Below are 20,641 nucleotides of genomic sequence, written 5' to 3' on the forward strand. Positions count from 1 at the left end.
CCTCACTTAGCACAATTAAGTGCAATCCCTAATGGTGTAACCAACAATGGTCTCTTAGGTTTTATAGTTTCTATTCCAATTTCTTTTATAAAAACTTTTTCAAACTCAGTAAAGCTACAAGCTCCACCTACAATATATATTTTTTCAACATCATATCCTTGTATATGTCTCTTAACAATGGCTGCCATTTTTTCAATAACAGGTTTTATAATGATAAAATTATCTTTTTCCTTATTTTTATCTTTTTTGACTTTTTCAGCTTCTTCAAAAGATAGCTTATAATTTCCTGCTAATACTAAAGTCATATGAGTTCCTCCAGTTGGTTCATCAGCAGTATATATTACTTCTCCATTCTTTAAGATACTTATTCCTGTTGTTCCTCCACCTACATCTACTACAGCACCATCTTTAATTCCTAAAGCTGTTGCAGCGGCAGTAGGTTCATCTATCACATTTGTAACTTCAATATCGGCAGATTCTAAAACATTAGCTATCGCTTTTGCATTCCCTCCAATAGTTCCTGGAGGTACTGCTGTTGCACCGTGCGTTAACTCAACTCCTAAAATATCTTCAACCTTCTTCTTTAACTTCTTCACAATCTCCACAGCACCAATATAATCTACAACCAATCCATCCTTTACAACAGAGGCTCCGAAAGATGCTCCTGCGACTGCTTTACCACATTCATCAACTACTGAAATTACAATATTTGCTGTTCCTAAATCTACACCTACTTTTAACTCTCCACTGTACTCACTACATTTTTCTTCCTTTATTAAATTATAAAATGTTTCAATATATTCGTTTTTATTTGATAATTCCATAATTTAATCCCTTCATTCCTTTATAATTTCAATTTTATCTCCATTTTTAAGTCCTGATGCATTTGCTTCATCCATATCAATATGCATTTCTAGCTCATACTCATCTGAAACCCTAAGAAGAACATTATGGAAAGTTGTTTTTCTAATCCCATCACTCATTGCAGAAACCATTTCACAATCCTTATATCCATATTTTTGTGCATATTCTGTTGATAAATGAATATGTCTTAGGGCTACAATAACGCCTTCCTTTAATTCTACCGAACCTTTAGGACCCTTAAGTACAACTCCTGGTGTACCTTCAAGCTTTCCTGATTCCCTTATAGGTGCCTTAACCCCCAATACAAATCCATCTCCTGATGAAATTTCTAATTGCGTACTTTTCCTTACAGGCCCAAGTATTCTTACTTTCTTAAAAGACCCTTTTGGTCCTATTACTTCAACTGTTTCGTTGGCTGCAAATTGCCCTGGTTGTCCTAAATCCTTTAGTTTTGTCAGCTCATATCCTTTACCAAATAAAATATCTAAATCTTTTTGACTAAGGTGTATATGTTTATTAGAAACCCCTATAGGTATAAGATTACTCTCTGTACTTATATTCAATTGATCAATGACTTGTGTAACTACATCTTTTATTATCTTTTCTACATCCACTTGGGCCATGATAATATATGCTCCTCTCTCTTATTTCACTGCTGGTAAAATCTTTTCTGTATCCATGTGTGGTCTTGGAATTACATGTATTGATACTAACTCCCCTACTTTATCTGCTGCTGCTCCTGCATCTGTTGCAGCCTTTACTGCACCTACATCTCCTCTTACCATTACTGTTACTAATCCTGACCCTATTTTTTCATATCCTATTAATATTACATTTGCACTCTTTACCATTGCATCAGCTGCCTCTATTGCTCCTACTAATCCTTTTGTTTCTATCATTCCTAATGCATCACTCATGATTTATTCCTCCCTTTATTTTTTTATTTCTTCATAATGAATACACGAAGACCTAGGTTCTCCTTTTTTCCTAGAACATGCTGGATCCCCACATAAATTACAAACCTTTTTTGTATCTTTTTTTATTTCCTCTTCATTAAATTCGTATTTTTTTACTTCTATATTTTTTTCAAGTTCCACTATAGTTTCTAATCCTAATTCTGATACTTCTTCTATATTATCCGTCTGTTTCTCATTCAAATTATTCTCTTCTGAATCCATATTTTTAATTGTTTCTTTTGTTATAATCAATTTATGCATTTCATCATGAGGTCTAGGAATAATAGTTTTACTATATACTCTATTGACTTTCTCAGCGGCTGCACAACCAGCTTGAATAGCAGCATTAACGGCGCCTACATCACCTTCGATTTTTACTGTTACCATTCCATTTCCTTTTGTAAGTTCATACCCCAAAAGTTTTACATTCGATGATTTCACTGCCGTATCTGCAGCTTCTATTGCTGCTGCAAGACCAACTGTCTCTATCACCCCTAAAGCAAATTTTGACAAATCCATCACCTCCTCGATGATTTTTATCCTTAGAATATCTAAATTTATTTAGTTCTCTCCAAAATGTCCACCAACACTACACTTTATACCAACTGATTCTACAATTCCTTTTAATTTCATCATTGTATCTTCACTAGGTGTTTTTATATTAGGTCTAATTGGATAATGCTTTCCTATACATTCATATTTATTTACTCCAAGTCTATGATAAGGCAGTAAATGTAGTTCTTTTACTACTCCTAGAGATTTAGTAAAGTTTGCTATATCTCTAATACTCTTTTCATCTGCATTAAACATTGGAATAACAGGAACTCTAACAATAATCTCAACCCCTAATTGGGCAATTGTTTTAGCATTTTCTAAAATAATTTCATTATTCACACCTGTATATCTTTTATGTTGACTCGCATCTATACTTTTAATATCTAATAACACCAAATCTACCCAAGGAATTACTTTTTCTATTACATCTTTTTTTGCAAAAGCTGTAGTTTCCATAGCTGTATGCCATCCTAAAGCTTTACAGGCTTTTAGTAATTCTTCGCTAAAATCTTGTTGTAATAATGGCTCTCCTCCAGAAAGAGTAATCCCTCCCCCAGATCTTCTATATTGAGTTGAATCCTTTTTTAAATCTTTAATTACTTCTTCTACCATTCTTTTATTCCCTGACATAACTAACCCTCTAGGAAAACAAACTTCAACACACTTTCCACATCCTGTACAAATATCTTGATTTACTCTATGTGGAAGACTAAAGTCAATAGCTCCTAAGGCACATACCTTCTCACATTTTCTGCAACCTTTACAGTTGTTTAAATTAAACATAACTTCTGGCTTTTTTTTATGTGATTCTGGATTACTGCACCAATCGCATGTTAGTGGACAGCCCTTTAAAAATGCAATAGTTCTAATTCCTGGCCCATCATGTATAGAAAAACGTTGCATATTAAAAACAATTCCTGTCTCTTCATAGTTAATTTTACTATTTAGCAAGTTTTTCACTCCTCTTTAAGCTCTTATTAAATATCAAGGTCTGAAAGTTTAATCAAGCCTTGATATTTAATAATCATATTATTTAAAATTCATGCTGTGTTCTCATAATAATATCATCTTGGATTGCTTTATCTAAACTGATAAATTGTGCACTATATCCTGCAACACGCACAACTAAATCTCTATAATTGTCAGGATTTTTTTGTGCTTCAATAAGAGTATCTCTATCTATTACATTAAACTGTACATGCATACCTTTATTGTCAAAATAGCTACGTACTAATGATGCTAAGTTTCTTAATCCATTATCCCCTTGTATAGCAGCTGGATGGAATTTTTGATTAAACAAAGTACCATTAGATGCAATATGATGATCTAACTTTGCAACAGAGTTAGCAGCAGCAGTTGGTCCACTAGAATCTGCTCCTCTGACTGGTGATACCCCATCTGCTAGTGGTTCCTGTGATTTTCTTCCGTCTGGTGTAGCTCCAACTAAAGTTCCAAATAAAACATTAATAGATGCTGGATATAATCCTGCTTGGAACTTTCCACCACGAGGATTTGTATACTTTTCAACTTCTTTACAATAAATTAGTGCACCTTGACGAGCTAATTCATCTACTTCTTCTATATCATTACCAAATTTAGGAGCTCTATGGAGAAGCATTTGACGAATTTCTTCCATTTCCATATTTCCACAAACTGGTTTTGTTATACTGTTAAGGTTAATATTTAATGATTCTTTTAATTCATCTGCAGATATTTGATTGTTTTCATATAATACCTTCTTAACAGCTGCCATAACAAGCTGATATGTCATATCTTCTTTATTACTCATACTATTACATGTTGTACCTACTTCACCAAAATTGCTATTAAGAGCTTCTTTTAATTGAGATAATGTAATTTTTTTCTCATCAAATACAAGTTTCTTGATAGCTGCAAAAGAATCTCCAACATTAGCAACTCCAACTCCTTGTGGTCCTGTAAAGTTATAATGTGCACCACCCTCTTGAAGTGATTTTCCTCTACCTATACAATCTTCAACCATACAAGATAAGAATGGCAATGGTGCTCTTTCTGCATGAGCAATATCTACACAGTTATCTGCTGAAACTAAATGATATACAAAGTATTCCATTTGTTTTTTATATGCTTCTATTATTTGGTCAAATTGAGTAAATGAAGTAAATTCACCTGTTTTAGGTCCAAGTTGCTTACCCTTATCCATACCATTATTGATTGTTAACTCTAATATTCTCGCTAAATTAAAGAATGCTGAATCATGCCATCCTTCAGTTTTTCCTGGCTTTTGTGGTTCAACACAACCTATAATTCCATACTCTCTAGCATCTTGTAAAGTTAACCCTCGATTTACTAATGCAGGAACTATTACTTCATCATTGTAATAAGCAGGAATACCTAATCCCATACGACTTAACTCACACGCTCTTAATAAGAATTCATCTGGTGTTTTATCCCATACACGTATAGAAAGAGATGGTTGCGACAATTTAACATGTGCAGTAGCTTGTATTGACATATATGATAATTCATTCGTAGCATCTTTTCCCTCGTGTGTCTGTCCACCTACAATTAAGTTTTGGAACATAGGATATCCACCAAATGCTTTTGTTGAAACTTCATCACGTACTTTATTAATATCATTTAATTTTATCCAAACACAGTCTACTAATTCTTGTGCTTGTTCATTTGTAATTACTCCTGATTCAATATCTTTTTTAAAATAAGGATACATGTATTGATCAAAACGAGTTGGTGAAATAGAGTGTCCATTCGATTCTATATTAATAATCGCATGTACAAACCAAAAGGATTGACAAGCTTCATAGAATGTAGTTGCTCCATTAGCTGGTACATTCTCACAATTCTTAGCTATTTGTAATAATTCTTCTCGTCTAGTTGGATTTAGTGATTTATTAGCTAACTCTGTTGCTAGTTGTGCATATCTTTTAGCATATACAATAGCAGCTTTGCATGAAATAATTATAGATGTCCAAAACTGTTCTTTCTTTATGTACTCAGGATCTGCTTTATCTGCTTTAGCCATCATTTCCTCAACTTCAGCAATAATCCCGTTATAACCCTTTGATAAAATTTTTCCATAATCTACACAAATATGTCCTACACCATTCATATAATAATTTCCAACCGTAAACATATCTGCATTCATTGCCTCTAATGTTTTTTCAGACATATAAGATGTAGCTAATTCACTTGTTGTTTTTCCATCCCAATATTCAAAAACAACTTCTAATTGTCTTTTGTCTTCTTCTGTTATTTGGAAAGAATCCCCATTTCTATTTCCAATTCTATCAAACTCATCCTTTAACCATTTATTCGAGAATTCTGGAAAAACTTGTGATGATCTAGGATGCTTTGTTAAACTACCTACAATAAGCTCTTCTTCTCTAATAGTTATAGGAATCTCTGTTAGTATTTTGTCTAATGCTTTTGCTCTACGTATAACAGCAGGTCTATCTTCTGTTTCTTTAAATGATTCTGTAATTAAAAGTGCTCTGTCAACTTCAATACAAGGAACTGCTGATAATATTTGTTCTTTTAATACTTCTATTCTTTCAGTTGGTGCACCAAAACCTTTTGATAGAATATCCATTTTATACTTCCCCCTTTTAATGTGATTCAATAATTTTTGTACTCATTTTTATTAATAAATCTCTAAATATATGGCGTAGCAGCTGAGGTTGGTACATCTCCTAAAGTTCCTAATGCTTGTATTCCTACCTCTCTGGCTGCAATAATTGATTGTCTAACAGCCCCAGAATCACCACTAATCATTGCAATTACTTCATTACTATAGCTTGTTCCATCTGCTGGTGAAGCATATCCAATTATATCTACATTAGCAGCTTTAACAGCTGTATCTGCTATAAGAACACCTATAGCTGCTGGAGCTCCTACGATTAAACCAAAAGCTTTCCCTATTGGCGCATTGAATGCTTTATTACAAGCATAGCTTGCTCTTGCTGTATATTGGAATTCTAAATGTCCAGCATCATTTGCATAAACGTCTCCAAAAGTTCTATCTAATTCCTTTAATGTTACTTCTACTGCTCTTCTTGCATCTGATACATCCTCAGCACCAAATAAAATCAAACTACCATGACCTGCTCCACCCTTTGTATCTCTTGCTAATTCAACAGATAAAATCTCTGTATTTGTTGCCTTAACAGCTTCATCAGCAGCCATAATCTGAGGGCCTGCTCCTGTACGAGCTCCAACAATACCAATAGATCTATACTTTTTATCTATTTTCATCATGTCATGTAATGCATAATCTACATTAGCAATAACAAACCCTATAGTATCCCCTGATGCAGTCCCTACAAACTCTGTCAAACCGCAATATTTTTTATTACTTGTTTCTTCTACTTTTACTTCCTCTTTTTCATTTATCTCTACTTTTACTTCTTCTTTAGGCTGATTCATATTCTTCATTACCTCAGCCATAATTTGCTCTACTAATTGATCTTTCAAATTTTACACCTCCACAAAATTCGATTATTCTACAGGTAATATAGCTGCCACTTCACTATGTGGTCTTGGAATTACATGAATTGACATAATTTCTCCTACTCTTTCTGCTGCAGCGGCTCCTGCATCTGTAGCAGCCTTTACTGCACCAACATCTCCTCTGATCATGACAGTAACAAGTCCAGAACCTATTTTTTCATAACCTATCAAACGTACATTCGCAGCCTTTACCATAGCATCAGCAGCTTCAATTGCTCCTACTAATCCTTTTGTTTCAATCATACCTAAAGCATCTCTTGTCATGTTCATACTCCCTTCTAAACTTTTTAATATTAAATAATGAATGCTAATAAACTATAAATTAAATATCTATTAAATAAAAGGATATCGTTTTCACATTAGATTTTTTAATACTAATTTGTATTATTTTTATAATTTCTTGTGTTTTTATTATTTTTAAGGTTTTCTTTTTTTAAAAATGATACTTTTTAGTCATATGACTATACTTTTTTGTTTTTCACTAAAAAAAGATGAAGATTCTTTCATCTAAGAATCTTCATCTTTTCATTTACTTTAATATTTTATTTTAAATTATTCCTATACTGTGTAGGTGTTACTCCTTCTATCTTCTTAAAAACTCTGCAAAAATAATTAGGTTCATTATATCCTAAATCAAAGGCTATATCATTTATACAAGTCTTCGTATTTTTCAATATTTCCTTTGCCTCTTCTATTCTTCTTAAGTTTATATACTTTATAAAATTTACATTCATTTCCTGTTTAAATAATTTGCTTAAATATGTGCTACTCAAATTTACATGTTTAGATAATTGATTTAAAGTCAAATTATTTTTAAAATTCTTTTCTATATAATTTAATGCACAATTTAAATCATCACTCTTATATAATTGCTTATTGTTTATTATTTCATTGAAAATTTCATCCAAAAGCTTCAATAAACAATCTCCAATATCACAAACATCAAAAGCATAGGACAGACTTTGTTTATAATTTAAATTCTCAGATATATTTGTATTATTTAAATCTATCTGATTTAAATTATATACCATTTTATAAGCAATATCATTTGCAAGCATTCTAATATATTCTATATTGTTTCTGTTGTATATTTTACTAAAGTGATTTATTATTTGTTTTAACACATCTTTAGATTTCTTATAATAATTATTTTTTATGCTATTCAATAAGTCTTGAACTTTATCGTTTATAAAATCTCCTTCTTTATTATTAATATATTTTTCCACTAATTCTACTATTTTATCTGGCCGAACAGGCTTTAACAAATAATCATGCGCTCTTACTCTAATAGCCTTTTGTGCGTATTGAAACTCATCATATGCGCTTAATATTATGATTATCGTGTTCTCATCTTTATTTCTAATTATTTCTGCTGCTTCTAACCCATTCATTTCAGGCATTTTAATATCCATAAGAATCATATCTGGATTTAGTCTTTCGCTTATTTCAACAGCTTCTTTTCCAGAGCATGCTTGGCCAATAACTTGTGCTTTTTTTACTTGATTACTTATAATAATTTTCAAAGCTTCTCTTTCTAAGTACTCATCATCAGCAAGTAATATTTTATACATAAGTAGCCGCCTTTTATTTAATACCTTTTGGTATTTTTATTTTCACTGTAGTTCCTGCATTTAACTTGCTATTTATATTCACTTTATAATCCTTCCCAAAATAATTAGTCAGCCTTCTATTAGTATTATATACACCTATTCCATTTGATTTACTAGTATTATAATTATTTGTATTTTTACTTAATAAAGTGTCCATTTTACTTTGAGGAATACCTACTCCATCATCAGAAATTTTTATTATAATATCATGTTCTAAGGAATATGCTTCTATCTTTATATTCCCTTCTTTTCCACTAGGTTCTAAACCATGACTAATAGCATTTTCAACAAACGGTTGCAAAATCATTACAGGTATTTTTATATCTTCTATACCTTCTTCTATACATATTTTATAATTTACCCTATTCCCAAACCTAATAGATTGAATTTTTAGATATTTCTCTATATATTCTATGTCTTCCCTTACAGTAACTTTACTATCTGTATTTTTCAATACATATCTTAGTAGTTCTGCTAAAGAATATACTATTTCTTGTGTTTTTTCTGCTTTTTCAATTAAAGCAAGTCTTCCAATTGTGTTTAAAACATTAAATAAAAAATGAGGATTAATTTGGGATTGTAAAGCTTTTAATTCTGAAATTTTCAATTCTTTCTCTAGTTCTACACGCCTCTTCTGTTCTTCCATTAACTTCATACTTTTAGCATTTAATTCTTCTTGAATTAAATTTACCATTGATTTTTCAACAATTTGATTAACTACTATATGAACTAATTTTGCCATGACTTCAATTTTTTTAAGATCTAAATAGACCGTTTTATTATATGCTTCAACAAATCTATCATTTTCTTTCCATTCTTCATCATCTTTTAATGAATCAGATATACTTTTCAATTCTTCTATATTCGACCTAACTTGTCCACATAAAACTGCTCCTAAATATTGTTCTTTTACAACAATAGGAATTGCAAAATCTACTAATCCCGTAGGACATCTATAAATAATATAAGGTTCTTCTCTAATAGCTGCTTCTAGTCCTCCATGAGCATCTGATTGATAGCATATTTTTTTATATTTAGGCATTTCCCTCCTCATCTTACAAAACTCACAAAAATTTGATCTCTGTGTGATAGGTTTTCCTTTAAAATCCACTGTTACAAAGGCTATTCCTGTAAGCTCTGCAAATTTATCTTGTATATCTTGTAATACTTGTACATCTATTATATTTCCTAAGTAAAAATTTTTATGACTATCTATGCTCATACTAGAACCAATCCCCCTTAACTATATTTACTTACATATTTATAGTATATAATTAACTATAATTTTATATAGATTGTATTCTCCAATTACATGCTTAACTCCTTGTGGACTACAAAATCTATACTCTTTAAAAGTAACACTATTAAAAGGTAATATAATATTTATACATTTTTCATTTAAATTAATTGCGAAAATATCACAAAAAAGACATATAATAAAATTTTTTAATCTTTTATTATATGTCTTCTTAAATAATCTTTATTTTATTTATTCATAATTACCATATCATCTACAGCAATAACTATTATTATAATAATTCTTCTTTTTACCCTTACTTTTTCTTGTTTCAATCAACTCTTGTATCTTATCAATATAATCTTTATCTTGTGCAATTCTTATTAAGCTTGTTAAGTAATAAAAGTTTGTACTCTTTGGGATCTTTTTATTGACTACTAAATCAATAGCACTTTTTGCTGAGTTAAAATTTTTCAAATGAGTATGTCCATCACTAAAATCTTTTTTTGAATTATAAACAACATATCCTTTTTTTATGGGAAATATCATAAATTCTTTTTTTTCATAAACTTTACTGAACATAGTACTCATTCCTTTCAATTTTATTCTAAATCTAAAATTTTTCAAATTGAATAGGTTGTAAAGCAAGCTCTCATTTAAAATATTCTGTTTTATATAATTCTATTTTACATTATTTAATCACTTTTATTGTAAAATCCTTGTTAAATCTATGATTTTACAGATATTACATATTTTTATTAATCAGCTTTAATATTGAATTATACCACAATTATACCTATATTTTAAATTCATAGTATAATATGGATAAGAGGCATATATTAAAACATTTATCAGGAAGCCATCTAATTAATTTATGTAAGCTTTTACACTGTTTAGTAAAATTGATATATTTCCTTCATTAATTATTTTAGGTGAAAATGGTTATTTTGTTTTTTATCTATTATACATAAAAAACCCCTATAGTGTAGGCTTTTTTACTTGTCTACACTATAGGGTACATTTTAATATTAGTTTTATAACTTAACTTGTTTTATTGAAACTTTCGCAGAATCCTCATTTCATATATATAATCAACTGCTTTAATATTTTTAACATATAAAAACTTACATGAACATAAATATAACGAAACTACATAAGAATATTGTTGTTGCAGGTGGATCTATATGAGTATCGCAATAACTATTAAATGTTCTACCAGCAAGTTCTCCAATAATACATGCTATTACTGCAAATACTGCCCCTATAAAAATATTTCCTGTTGCTATAGTTGCATATCCTGCAACTAAAGTAATATGATGAGTTGTAGGAAATTCAAACCCCATTTGTACAAATATTAATGAAAAAGCACTTATACAAAATCCTATTGTACCTATTTGTGTAATATTTACTATATAAGAAATTACTAATCCTAATGATACTGACCAAACAATACTAAATGCTAATGTTTTAGAATCTGGGAAAAAACTTCTTTTTTCTAATTTTGATGTAGCTACATTCTCATTTTTACCAATGAGTCCTGTGCTACCAAATAATAATCTCACTATTACTCCTGATGTAAAAACAGTCATTGCAACCGTATCTGTTTGCAATCCCATATGAACAAATAAACTATTTATCAAAAATCCTAAGACCCCAAATACTCCGCCTACTATCAAAACAGAACTATCTTGTGTTTTTAGAAGAGGTGTAATAGTATCATTCCCTTCATCTATATGATGCTTTTTATTAGCCGCATAAGCTGCTGCCGCTACACCTCCTGCAAATGCAATATGAGGTCCAAATAATGTTCCAAAAGCGATATTTCCAACTATATCTATATTTCCACCACAGGCCATAATAGCTATCCCCATTAATCCCATTATCCCTGTAAAAATAAACGCTGGTAATGCACCAATTAACGCTCCAAATACTCCTCCTCCAAAAGCAGCCAATACAACTTCTACACCCATTATTAATCTCTCCTTTACTAATTTAAATTATTATTATTTAGATTTAATCCCTCCATTCTTTTATAATTTTAATTCTACTTAAGAGCTACAATAACGCCTTTATTCAATTTTATTTCACAAACTCATCACCTCCTTCATTACATCTACTATAATTTGTTATAATAATGGATCTTTCAATTCAGTATGTTATCTTGAAATTACATGTATAATTTCTTGTATTTATATTATTTTTATGCTTTTCTTTTTTCTAAAATGATACTTTCTCTTTCTTTTTCCTCAATAAAAAAAGAGAAGCAGGGTTTTATTCCCGTTTCTCTCTTGTATTTTCAAATAAAATAACAATTCAATTTTATGAAAAAGTGTTGACAATCCAGTTTTTGATATATTATTATGTTTATTCCTTCTTGTTGTCCATAAAACTATACTAACATCATCTATATAAAATGAAGGGGATTTAAATGTTAGCTACTTTTCATCAATATTTTACTATAGAACTTAGATTTTATCGTTTAAATATACGTTAATAAACTTATTTGTCTGACCGTAGGGAGTTTAAGAAGTTTTAGTATATTTAATAAGATACAATCTATTAGTTTTATTAAAATATTGATTAAGTACCGTTATTTAAATCACCTTTATTTTCGCTACAAATCCGAATTAAGCAAAAAAATACATGGTATAAAAGTTAATTTATACCTGTAGTTTTGTAAAAAAGTTTGATTAAAACAATGCCTCAAACCATTGAAAATTCGTAATGATTATTTAAGGTTTTTGTAAAAAAGTTTGATCAAAACTGTATATTTTTTACAAAAATCAGAACTTTTTTTCAAAACTACAGCAGAAGAAGAATATATAGATTTTATGTTCAGTAGGAAAGTTAAATTATCTGAAATATTATAATTTACAACACTTTTGAAGTCTATACTACTAGGCTGTACGGTATCCATATGATATTACAATAGAATAGAGTTTATAGAAAATAAATAAGGATACACAATTGTGTATCCTTATTTTATAAATTTCTTGCTTTTTTTATAATACTCATAAGCTGACCACCTTCCGATGATCCTTGTCTTAAAAGAGAAGATGCGATTGGTGAAACAATATGGGGTATGGCCACATAGCCATCAAGCTAAGGATTTTGCAACAAATCAATTGCCCCCATTCGTTAAAAAATAATATACTAATGCTACTTAAAGTTCTAAGGAGGCAAAAGTAAAAACATTAAATATGAAAAATACTATGAAGCAAATGATTCAAGAAATCCTTAAAGTTATTTCAAAAGATGCAATTGAAAAAATAGCAAGAGATGTTGGTTTTATTCAAAGGCAAGGAAAGCTTCAAGCTTGGCAATTTCTTTATCTATGTGCCTTTTCAGGCTTAGATATATCTAAAAATACACTTGTTTCTATGAGTGCTAATCTACATTCAGAAATTGATATTGAAGTCACAACACAAGCTATACATGATCGATTGAATGATAAAGCTGTGGCTTTTTTACAAGAAATTTTTACAAGATTATTAAACGATATAGCTTTATCGGATTCTAAGATTTCTACCTCATGGGATAAACACTTTGATAGGATTAGAATAGTTGATTCTACAGCATTTCAAGTTCCAGAAATATATAAAGAAGAATATAAAGGCTCTGGTGGAAGTTCTCAACCTGCTGGAGTTAAAATACAACTTGAATATGATCTAAAATCTGGGAAGTTCATACATGTTGATGTAGGTCCTGGAAAAGGAAATGATAATACATTTGGAAGTAAGATAAATAAGACCTTCAAGGAAAGAGATCTTTCTTTAAGGGACTTAGGTTATTTTAGTCTGAACGACTTTAAAGATTTAGATGCTAAGGGAGCTTCGTATATTTCAAGATTAAAACCAAATGTGGCTATATACGTTGAAAATGAAGATGTAGAGTATCATAAGAATGGAAAGATAAAGAAATCTACTCTTTATAAAAGAATTGATTTATCAGAAATAGCAAAAGATATACCTGCTGGTGGAGTATTAGAATTAAAAGAAGTATATATAGGAAGAATTGAGAAGAGAAAAGAAAGATTAGTTCTATACAAGCTAACTTATAAACAATTAAAGGAACGTAAGTTAAAAGTTGAGAAAACAGCTAAAAAGAAAGGTATCAAGAAAAGTGAAAATACAATGAAACTATTGGGAATAACTATGTTAATCACAAATGTTGATAGCTCAATAGTTCCTAATGATCAAATATATGAGATATATTCTTTGAGGTGGCAAATAGAAATTTTATTTAAAACATGGAAATCAATATTTACAATTTCAAATGTAAAACCTGTAAAAATAGAACGATTCAAATGTCAGCTTTATGGGAAGCTTATTTTATTAATATTAAGTTCATCAATAATGTTCAAAATGAGAAATGAACTTTTAAACATAGAAAAGCTAGAAGCAAGTGAAATCAAGAGTGCAAGAATTATAAAAGAATATATTCAAAAGATATATTTTGACTTAGTAAATAGTCCTTTAAAAGTATATAAAATATTATTAAAAATATATAAGTGTATAAAAAGAAACGGACGAAAATCACATCGCAAAGGAAAGAAAACTTTCTTTGATATTCTAGGGGTCTCCTACCACCACCAAGAAAACGCATGTAAATTCGCCACATAAAAACACTTTAATAATACCATAAAAATAGACCTATGTATTTAAAAAAATTAATTTTCCCATAGGTCTATTTATTGTACAATAAACCCTATTTGATATGAGTTATATATGGATAAGAAATACGGAAATACTATTTTTTATACTCTCTATCTTAAAAAATTGAATATTTTAATATTCCTGTGACCTTTGCAACTTCTTAGCTTGATGGCTATGTGGTACTACCCCATAATCACCGGTTTTTACATGAGCTTTAGTGTCCCCGATAGATATTTTGAATTTATTTATTATAATTTTCTTGTTATAATTTTTTTCCTAAATCAATAGGGCTTTGTTTAGTCACAATGCTTATGGCAATAGTTGCTCCAACACCTAATACTCCTTTTTATATTCTTAAGAACAAGACGAAATTTGATCGGATATAATATATCCGCTATTCGGCTGTTCACAATTTAGATACAACTTTTTATACAACTTTTGATTCTTCATGAGTTTATCATGATCTCCGTTTTCAATAATAGCTCCATTTTTTAATACATATATATTATCCGCCAATAAATGAATGTGATTAACCCTATGAGATATAATAATTCCTAATTTTTGTTTTAAAAAGCCGTTGTATATATGAATTAATTCTTTTTGCTTCAATATATCAATTGAAGAGTCTGGTTCATCTAAAATATATAAATCTGCATCTTTATATAAAGCTCTTGCAATTGCTATTTTCTGCCACTCACCAATGGAAACTTGTTTATTACCAAACCAATGACCCATAACCGTTTCTAACCCTGAATCACTGTATACTTCTTCTTTTAAACTTATTGACTTCAATATATTCCAAATTTTGTTATCATCATTGACTTTATCAACATTTCCAAAACCTATATTTTCTCGCAAAGTGGCCTCATATTTGATATAATCTTGAAAAACACATCCTATTTTTTTTATATAAGAATTCTTTTTAATCTCTCTTAAGTTTATATTATTTATAAATATTTCACCTTCATAGTCATCATAAAACCCAAGTATAAGTTTGGTAAGCGTCGTCTTTCCGGAGCCATTTTCACCCACTAAAGCAACAGTATCCCCTTTTTCAGCAGTCAAATTAATATTTTTTAATATATAATCAGGATCATTAGGATACTTGTATGATACATTTTTTAATTCAATTTTATATATAGTATCAATACCGATACCTTTAGTGTCTTTTTGTTCTTCTATATTAAAAAATTGAAAAAGTAAATCTACATAAAGTGATTGTTCCACAATTTTATTCATTTGAAAAAAAATATCTTCGATGTTTGCTTTAATATTATAGATACATTCAGTATACGCATTCACATCTCCAATCATAATTGTTTTTGTATATCCTTTATAAACTATATATGTAAATATGCCTCCTGTAATAAAATAATCAAAAAGACCTAATGCTATATATATGGCTGTAATCTTATTATTTAATTTAATATCTTCATTTATGATTTCGCTTTTTATTTCCGTATATTGGGCAATAAAATAATCTTTCAATCCAAGTAATTTGATCTCTTTAAAAGCATTTCCGGTCATCAATAAGAAATTTATATACCAAGTTTTACGCTCTTTACTTGTTCTTTGTTTGCGAACATCATACCATTTTTTATCAAAATGGATGGTGTAAATATATTTTATGATTGGAATTATAAAAATAAATAAAATAATCCACCATTCAAGCTGCAATAATACGAGTATAGTGGAACTGATTATAATTATTTGCTTTACAATATCAAAAACACTGGCAATATAATTTAAGACACTAGAAGAACCTTCATTTTGTGCTCTTTTTATGATGTTGTAAATTTCTGAATCTTCGAAGTGTTTAAGTTTTAATTTAGTTGATTTATCTAACATTTTTAAATTAATAAATTTATTAAACTTAAGATCAAAATTATTGTTATAACACCTATATATTTCTTGCATAGCAAAATCAAATATATTAATTCCTACATATAAAATAATAGACTGAAGAATTTTAAGAAAATCATCTCCCCCACTTTGTATATTATTGATTATATTTTGCAATAAAACAATCTGAATTGCTGGGAAAAAACCTACTATAAGTGTCAATCCTATGCTGATATACAGGTATCGTTTATCATATTCATACACAAGAGATAAACTTTCTTTTATCATTTTGATTACAACTGAAATAACTCTAATTTTATTTTTTTTAAGTATTTCATCCATTTGATTCATTCACTCTTTTCATTATATTTTTAATTTTTCATAGTGGAATTAGTTAAGGCCACTGAAAAAGTCATAGATCTTGAATTTCATATACAATATATAATATATTTGGCGTCATTATTTACCAAATATTGTACATGAAAATTTAAGAACGACACTTTTTCAGTGACCTCGAATTAGTTATTCCTTATTCTTTATTCCTTAACCTGGATTATGTTCTATCATTCGTCGCGCATTACGAGTATCTCTCTCATTGCTGCTGCTTCTTGAAGTTGACTCTCCACAATAACAATTACCACAACCACACATTGACCTAGGACTACGTGAACCACTTGCAGATATAACAGTAGTAAGTTCTCTGCCTTGCTTTCTGATTAACTCTTTTTTCATAAAAATCCCCCCTTGCAATTATTTGTTTTAAATATTTTTATATAAAAAATATTTAATTTATGTATATAAGTTTTTTTAAAAAACTTATATATATCTTTATTAAAAATAATTATAGTTAGTAATTTTTAAAAACTAATTTGAGGTTTTTCAAGAACTAAACTTCTGTGATCAATTTTAAAATATTATTAAATGTATTAAAATGGCCTTGTACAACTTTGGATTTTGATATGTTGATATTATATTCAAGTTCAACTTGCTTTAAGATAAATACAAGGACTGCAGGCATTAAATTTATGTCAAAACCTGTTAGAGGTTTATTTTTTAAATCATGATTACGGTCAAAAGAAATATTTGTATACTTTTTAAAAAGTACTTCTAACTTTTTTTCGATTTCCATAAGGCAACCTCACTTTCTCATCTAGAGATCTCTATTTTAAATACTCTTTTTATTTGGATAATTCTTCAATAATATCACATGCCATACGTTTAATATCTTGATCTAAAAAAGAAAAATAAATATTATCATGTATATAATTTTCACTATTTTTCAATACAAAATCACTTGATAATGTTAAATAACTAATTCTTTTCTCGGATTCTGTCTCTTCATAATTAAGGGTCTTATTTGTAACAGCATGATATTTTACATCACTTCCTAATCTTTTGGAAATTTGATCACCAATACTTATTAAATCAGAGCTAGGTATTTCGTTATACATAGAACACAATACAACACTATCCGCTTTAACCGCTTGAGATATGATGTGAGATATAGCACCACCGTGTCCTATATAGTAATTGCTTAACATAAGAATTTCTCCAGGTACGCCAATAATCAATACTTCTGGGTTTTCACATAACTCGTATTTTTTTATAAATTGGTTTAATAAAAGTATTTTTCTTTTAGTTGAGATTTGTTCATCATATAGAGACTCTGGCAAAGTAGGCATACCACATAGTATACTTTCTGGGCTAGAGGATAACAGACCTACGTTGTATCCTATTCTAGATAACTCAGAATATAGATTTAATTGAACTTTAAATTTATCTGTGCTTTCAGTAATCCCTGTAACAAAAATTACCGGCACACTAATATGGAATAAATACTCATTTAATTCTTCAGAAAGATCTATATTTGATTCATTTGCAAATATGACTTTACATGTTTTTAAATTTTTATCTATTTCATGCTTTTCGTTTATAGATAACTTTTTGGATATAATAATTTTCTTATCATCTACATTGTTTATTAAGGGTATAATATATTTTTCCACATCTAAATCATACCTAGAATTAACGATCCAAATTTCCGAACATTCATTCACATTTTTTTCAAAATCTGACTCAACAATAAACGTTTTTTTACCGTAGTTATATTTTTTTCCGACTAACCCCCATCCTCTGGGACTTATGAGTGATATTTCACTGTTAAACGCCGGATCTTCACTTAAAAAATATAATACTGGTAAAAATGTCTCATCAAATGGATATACTATTATACGCATACATAGCCTCCTTTTTAAATCATGTTTTCATCAAATTTGAATCATTTCATGATCTAACTTGTAATTGAATTCATTTAACAAGCATAAGGTTTTCATTTTATCTTCTATATCTTTTCGAATTGAACTACATACATTATCAAGATTTTCCCTATTTTCATAGTACAAAATGCATACACTACAAAGTGAATAAGCCCAACAATTTGTACATTTTTTTTGATTTCTACATCCAATATTAAGAATAGAGTTTACCTTGTCCACGTCTACTCCTTCAAAAATATTCCCAATATTATTCTCAATATTTATTTCTGAAACTTTTTCACAGGGATAAAAGTTTCCATCTACAGTCATAAATAATCTTTTTTCACCAGGCATACAAGGCCCACCATGATGCCATTCGTCTGGTAATTCTGATCTCTTATCCATCCTCATTTTTCTTTCAAAAGTTGCTAGACTTCTAAAATTATCCTCTGATCCAGCAGAAACCTTGTAATCCTCAAGCCATCCGATTTTTGATAAAAGCATCAGAAATTCTAAATATTGTCGCTCTATAATATAATCTTCCTTATATGTTCTTTCTATCTTAGGATTCATATTATTTTCCAGATTGTTATCCATTGAAAGTGTTACAGCATTATCTTTCGTTAAATACTCTTCTTTGAAAAAATTATCTATTTCTAAGAACCCATATTCTGCTGTAACGACAGCATTAAAAATTACTTTTTCTCTATAATAGCTAGGATATTTTTTCTCTATCTTCTGTAGATTTTCTATTATTGTATCAAAGCTACCTTTATCTGAATATGCAAAATGTCTACTGCGATTATGAACATGTGCAGGTCCATCCAAGCTTACTGTAATTAAAAACTTATTCTTGTAGAAAAAATCAATTATTTCATCATTCATTATTGTTCCATTTGTCGTCATGCTATAACTTAATTTTTTCCCTTCGGTAGCTAAGTCTGCATATTTCACACATTCTTTTATCAATTCAAATTCTATTAAGGGCTCTCCTCCATAAAATCCTATATTTAATTCTTCACTTTCACGGGAATGTTTAACTAAAAAATCGATTCCTTTTTTTGCAATTTCAACATCCATTGTACTCTTATTATGTATGCGATGCTTATTTCCTATTGAATATGGACAGTACTCACAACGCAAGTTACAATCCTGTGTAACTTGCAATACTAAATCGTTCATTTTATTATTGACGAAATATTCTATATACTTAGTTCTAGGATGTTTTACTTGTTGAACCTTTTTATCCTTAAGATACCCTTGATCTTTTAAATCCTTAATATATTTTTCAATAACCTCAATAGCTTCTTTTTTTGATTCCTTATTTTTTAAATACATATAAACATTTTCGGGAATATCTATTATTTTATTTGTATTAACATCATAAAAATATTTATTTAAAGGAGTTTCAAATAAATGTATAAAATAATTATCAACCATATTCATCTATACCTCCGTTATTTAAAATTGACGAGTTCGTTATAGTGCATTTCAGTGAAGCTTTTAGGATATCAAAAATCTTTACAAAAAGTTACAATTAATCAATTATATTCCATGTACTTTTAAAACTATATCATTATTTTTATAGATAGTCAATTACTCTTTAATCAAGATTAAATTTTCAGTTGGATTTATAGAATAAACCCAAAATTAGAGTAGAAAAATTGAAATGAATATATATTAAATCAAGCGTGTTGATTATCCAAAAAAAGGTATAAAAAAGAGTACTTCTAGTGTAAAATATTTGGTATCCTACAACACAAATATTTTAGAAAAGAAGTACTCCTTATGAAAAAGAATAACACTATAATGAATATAATGCAAACATTTCTTACACCTGAAGAAGTAGAAGCGGTATGTAATTTAATTGGATATAAAGATACATCTAGAAAATTTACTGTATATACATTGCTTCAATACTTTGTAGCAGCTGTTGGTGAATTGAGTGATTTTAAACTTCCGCAAGTAGATCACTCTACTATATCAAAGAAAGCAAGCACAGTAGATTATGAAATTACATAAAGGCTTTTTCATATACTTTCTAATAAATGTAATCGTTCAGTAAAAAGAATTTTAGATCTTCCTAAAGATTTATTAGCTATTGATTCTACTACTATTACTGTAGGTAAAAATCGCATTCCGTGGGCAAAATATAAGGGAA

General features: G+C 29.1%; 18 protein-coding genes. 2 read left to right on the top strand and 16 right to left on the bottom strand.

The window, feature by feature from the left end:
* Positions 1-2 precede the first annotated feature (2 nt).
* The 12 genes from eutJ to N4A48_RS10195 all read right to left on the bottom strand — a co-directional run bounded on the left by eutJ (position 3) and on the right by N4A48_RS10195 (position 11,698).
* A complete protein-coding gene (eutJ, locus tag N4A48_RS10140) occupies positions 3-824 on the bottom strand; it encodes an ethanolamine utilization protein EutJ (RefSeq protein WP_293665800.1) in 822 nt (273 codons plus the stop codon).
* 12 nt (positions 825-836) lie between these two features.
* Positions 837-1,487, bottom strand: coding sequence for a phosphate propanoyltransferase (locus tag N4A48_RS10145; protein ID WP_293665801.1), 651 nt, complete (start codon positions 1,485-1,487; stop codon positions 837-839).
* Between the two features lie 21 nt (positions 1,488-1,508).
* Positions 1,509-1,784, bottom strand: coding sequence for a BMC domain-containing protein (locus tag N4A48_RS10150; RefSeq protein WP_293665819.1), 276 nt, complete (start codon positions 1,782-1,784; stop codon positions 1,509-1,511).
* A 12-nt stretch (positions 1,785-1,796) separates the two neighbouring features.
* A complete protein-coding gene (locus N4A48_RS15075) occupies positions 1,797-2,333 on the bottom strand; it encodes a BMC domain-containing protein (protein WP_330665104.1) in 537 nt (178 codons plus the stop codon).
* Between the two features lie 48 nt (positions 2,334-2,381).
* A complete protein-coding gene (locus N4A48_RS10160; protein WP_293665803.1) occupies positions 2,382-3,326 on the bottom strand; it encodes a glycyl-radical enzyme activating protein in 945 nt (314 codons plus the stop codon).
* Positions 3,327-3,408: 82 nt separating this feature from the next.
* Positions 3,409-5,964: a glycyl radical protein gene (locus N4A48_RS10165; protein ID WP_293665804.1), complete on the bottom strand. Its 2,556-nt coding sequence runs from the start codon at positions 5,962-5,964 to the stop codon at positions 3,409-3,411.
* 62 nt (positions 5,965-6,026) lie between these two features.
* A complete protein-coding gene (pduB, locus tag N4A48_RS10170; RefSeq protein WP_293665805.1) occupies positions 6,027-6,845 on the bottom strand; it encodes a propanediol utilization microcompartment protein PduB in 819 nt (272 codons plus the stop codon).
* A 24-nt stretch (positions 6,846-6,869) separates the two neighbouring features.
* Entirely contained in the window at positions 6,870-7,145 is a 276-nt protein-coding gene (locus tag N4A48_RS10175; RefSeq protein WP_293665820.1) for a BMC domain-containing protein, read from the bottom strand.
* 278 nt (positions 7,146-7,423) lie between these two features.
* Positions 7,424-8,452: a response regulator transcription factor gene (locus tag N4A48_RS10180; RefSeq protein WP_293665806.1), complete on the bottom strand. Its 1,029-nt coding sequence runs from the start codon at positions 8,450-8,452 to the stop codon at positions 7,424-7,426.
* Positions 8,453-8,465: 13 nt separating this feature from the next.
* Positions 8,466-9,713, bottom strand: a complete 1,248-nt coding sequence (locus N4A48_RS10185) for a sensor histidine kinase (RefSeq protein ID WP_293665807.1) — start codon at positions 9,711-9,713, stop codon at positions 8,466-8,468.
* Positions 9,714-9,998: 285 nt separating this feature from the next.
* Positions 9,999-10,310: a hypothetical protein gene (locus N4A48_RS10190; RefSeq protein ID WP_293665808.1), complete on the bottom strand. Its 312-nt coding sequence runs from the start codon at positions 10,308-10,310 to the stop codon at positions 9,999-10,001.
* A gap of 542 nt (positions 10,311-10,852) precedes the next feature.
* Positions 10,853-11,698, bottom strand: coding sequence for a hypothetical protein (locus tag N4A48_RS10195; protein ID WP_293665809.1), 846 nt, complete (start codon positions 11,696-11,698; stop codon positions 10,853-10,855).
* Between the two features lie 1,230 nt (positions 11,699-12,928).
* On the opposite strand from N4A48_RS10195, the gene N4A48_RS10200 reads away from it, so the two are divergent.
* Positions 12,929-14,350 carry an IS4 family transposase gene (locus N4A48_RS10200; protein ID WP_293665810.1) on the top strand — a complete coding sequence of 474 codons (1,422 nt, stop codon included), beginning with the start codon at positions 12,929-12,931 and terminating at the stop codon, positions 14,348-14,350.
* A 387-nt stretch (positions 14,351-14,737) separates the two neighbouring features.
* Here the strand turns inward: N4A48_RS10200 and N4A48_RS10205 are convergent, their stop codons facing one another.
* The 4 genes from N4A48_RS10205 to ccpM all read right to left on the bottom strand — a co-directional run bounded on the left by N4A48_RS10205 (position 14,738) and on the right by ccpM (position 19,926).
* A complete protein-coding gene (locus N4A48_RS10205) occupies positions 14,738-16,567 on the bottom strand; it encodes an ABC transporter ATP-binding protein (RefSeq protein ID WP_293665812.1) in 1,830 nt (609 codons plus the stop codon).
* A gap of 544 nt (positions 16,568-17,111) precedes the next feature.
* On the bottom strand, positions 17,112-17,354 hold the full coding sequence (locus N4A48_RS10210) for a peptide maturation system acyl carrier-related protein (RefSeq protein WP_293665813.1): 243 nt from the start codon (positions 17,352-17,354) through the stop codon (positions 17,112-17,114).
* Between the two features lie 49 nt (positions 17,355-17,403).
* Positions 17,404-18,462, bottom strand: coding sequence for a TIGR04066 family peptide maturation system protein (locus tag N4A48_RS10215; RefSeq protein WP_293665814.1), 1,059 nt, complete (start codon positions 18,460-18,462; stop codon positions 17,404-17,406).
* 30 nt (positions 18,463-18,492) lie between these two features.
* A complete protein-coding gene (ccpM, locus tag N4A48_RS10220; RefSeq protein ID WP_293665815.1) occupies positions 18,493-19,926 on the bottom strand; it encodes a Cys-rich peptide radical SAM maturase CcpM in 1,434 nt (477 codons plus the stop codon).
* A 342-nt stretch (positions 19,927-20,268) separates the two neighbouring features.
* Here ccpM and N4A48_RS10225 point away from each other — a divergent pair, with 342 nt between their 5' ends.
* Complete coding sequence (locus N4A48_RS10225; RefSeq protein WP_293665816.1) at positions 20,269-20,502, top strand: hypothetical protein; 234 nt, start codon at positions 20,269-20,271, stop codon at positions 20,500-20,502.
* Positions 20,503-20,641 lie beyond the last annotated feature (139 nt).

It is taken from the genome of Tepidibacter sp., from assembly GCF_025210165.1.
In the GTDB taxonomy this organism is placed as follows: Bacteria; Bacillota; Clostridia; order Peptostreptococcales; family Peptostreptococcaceae; genus Tepidibacter_A.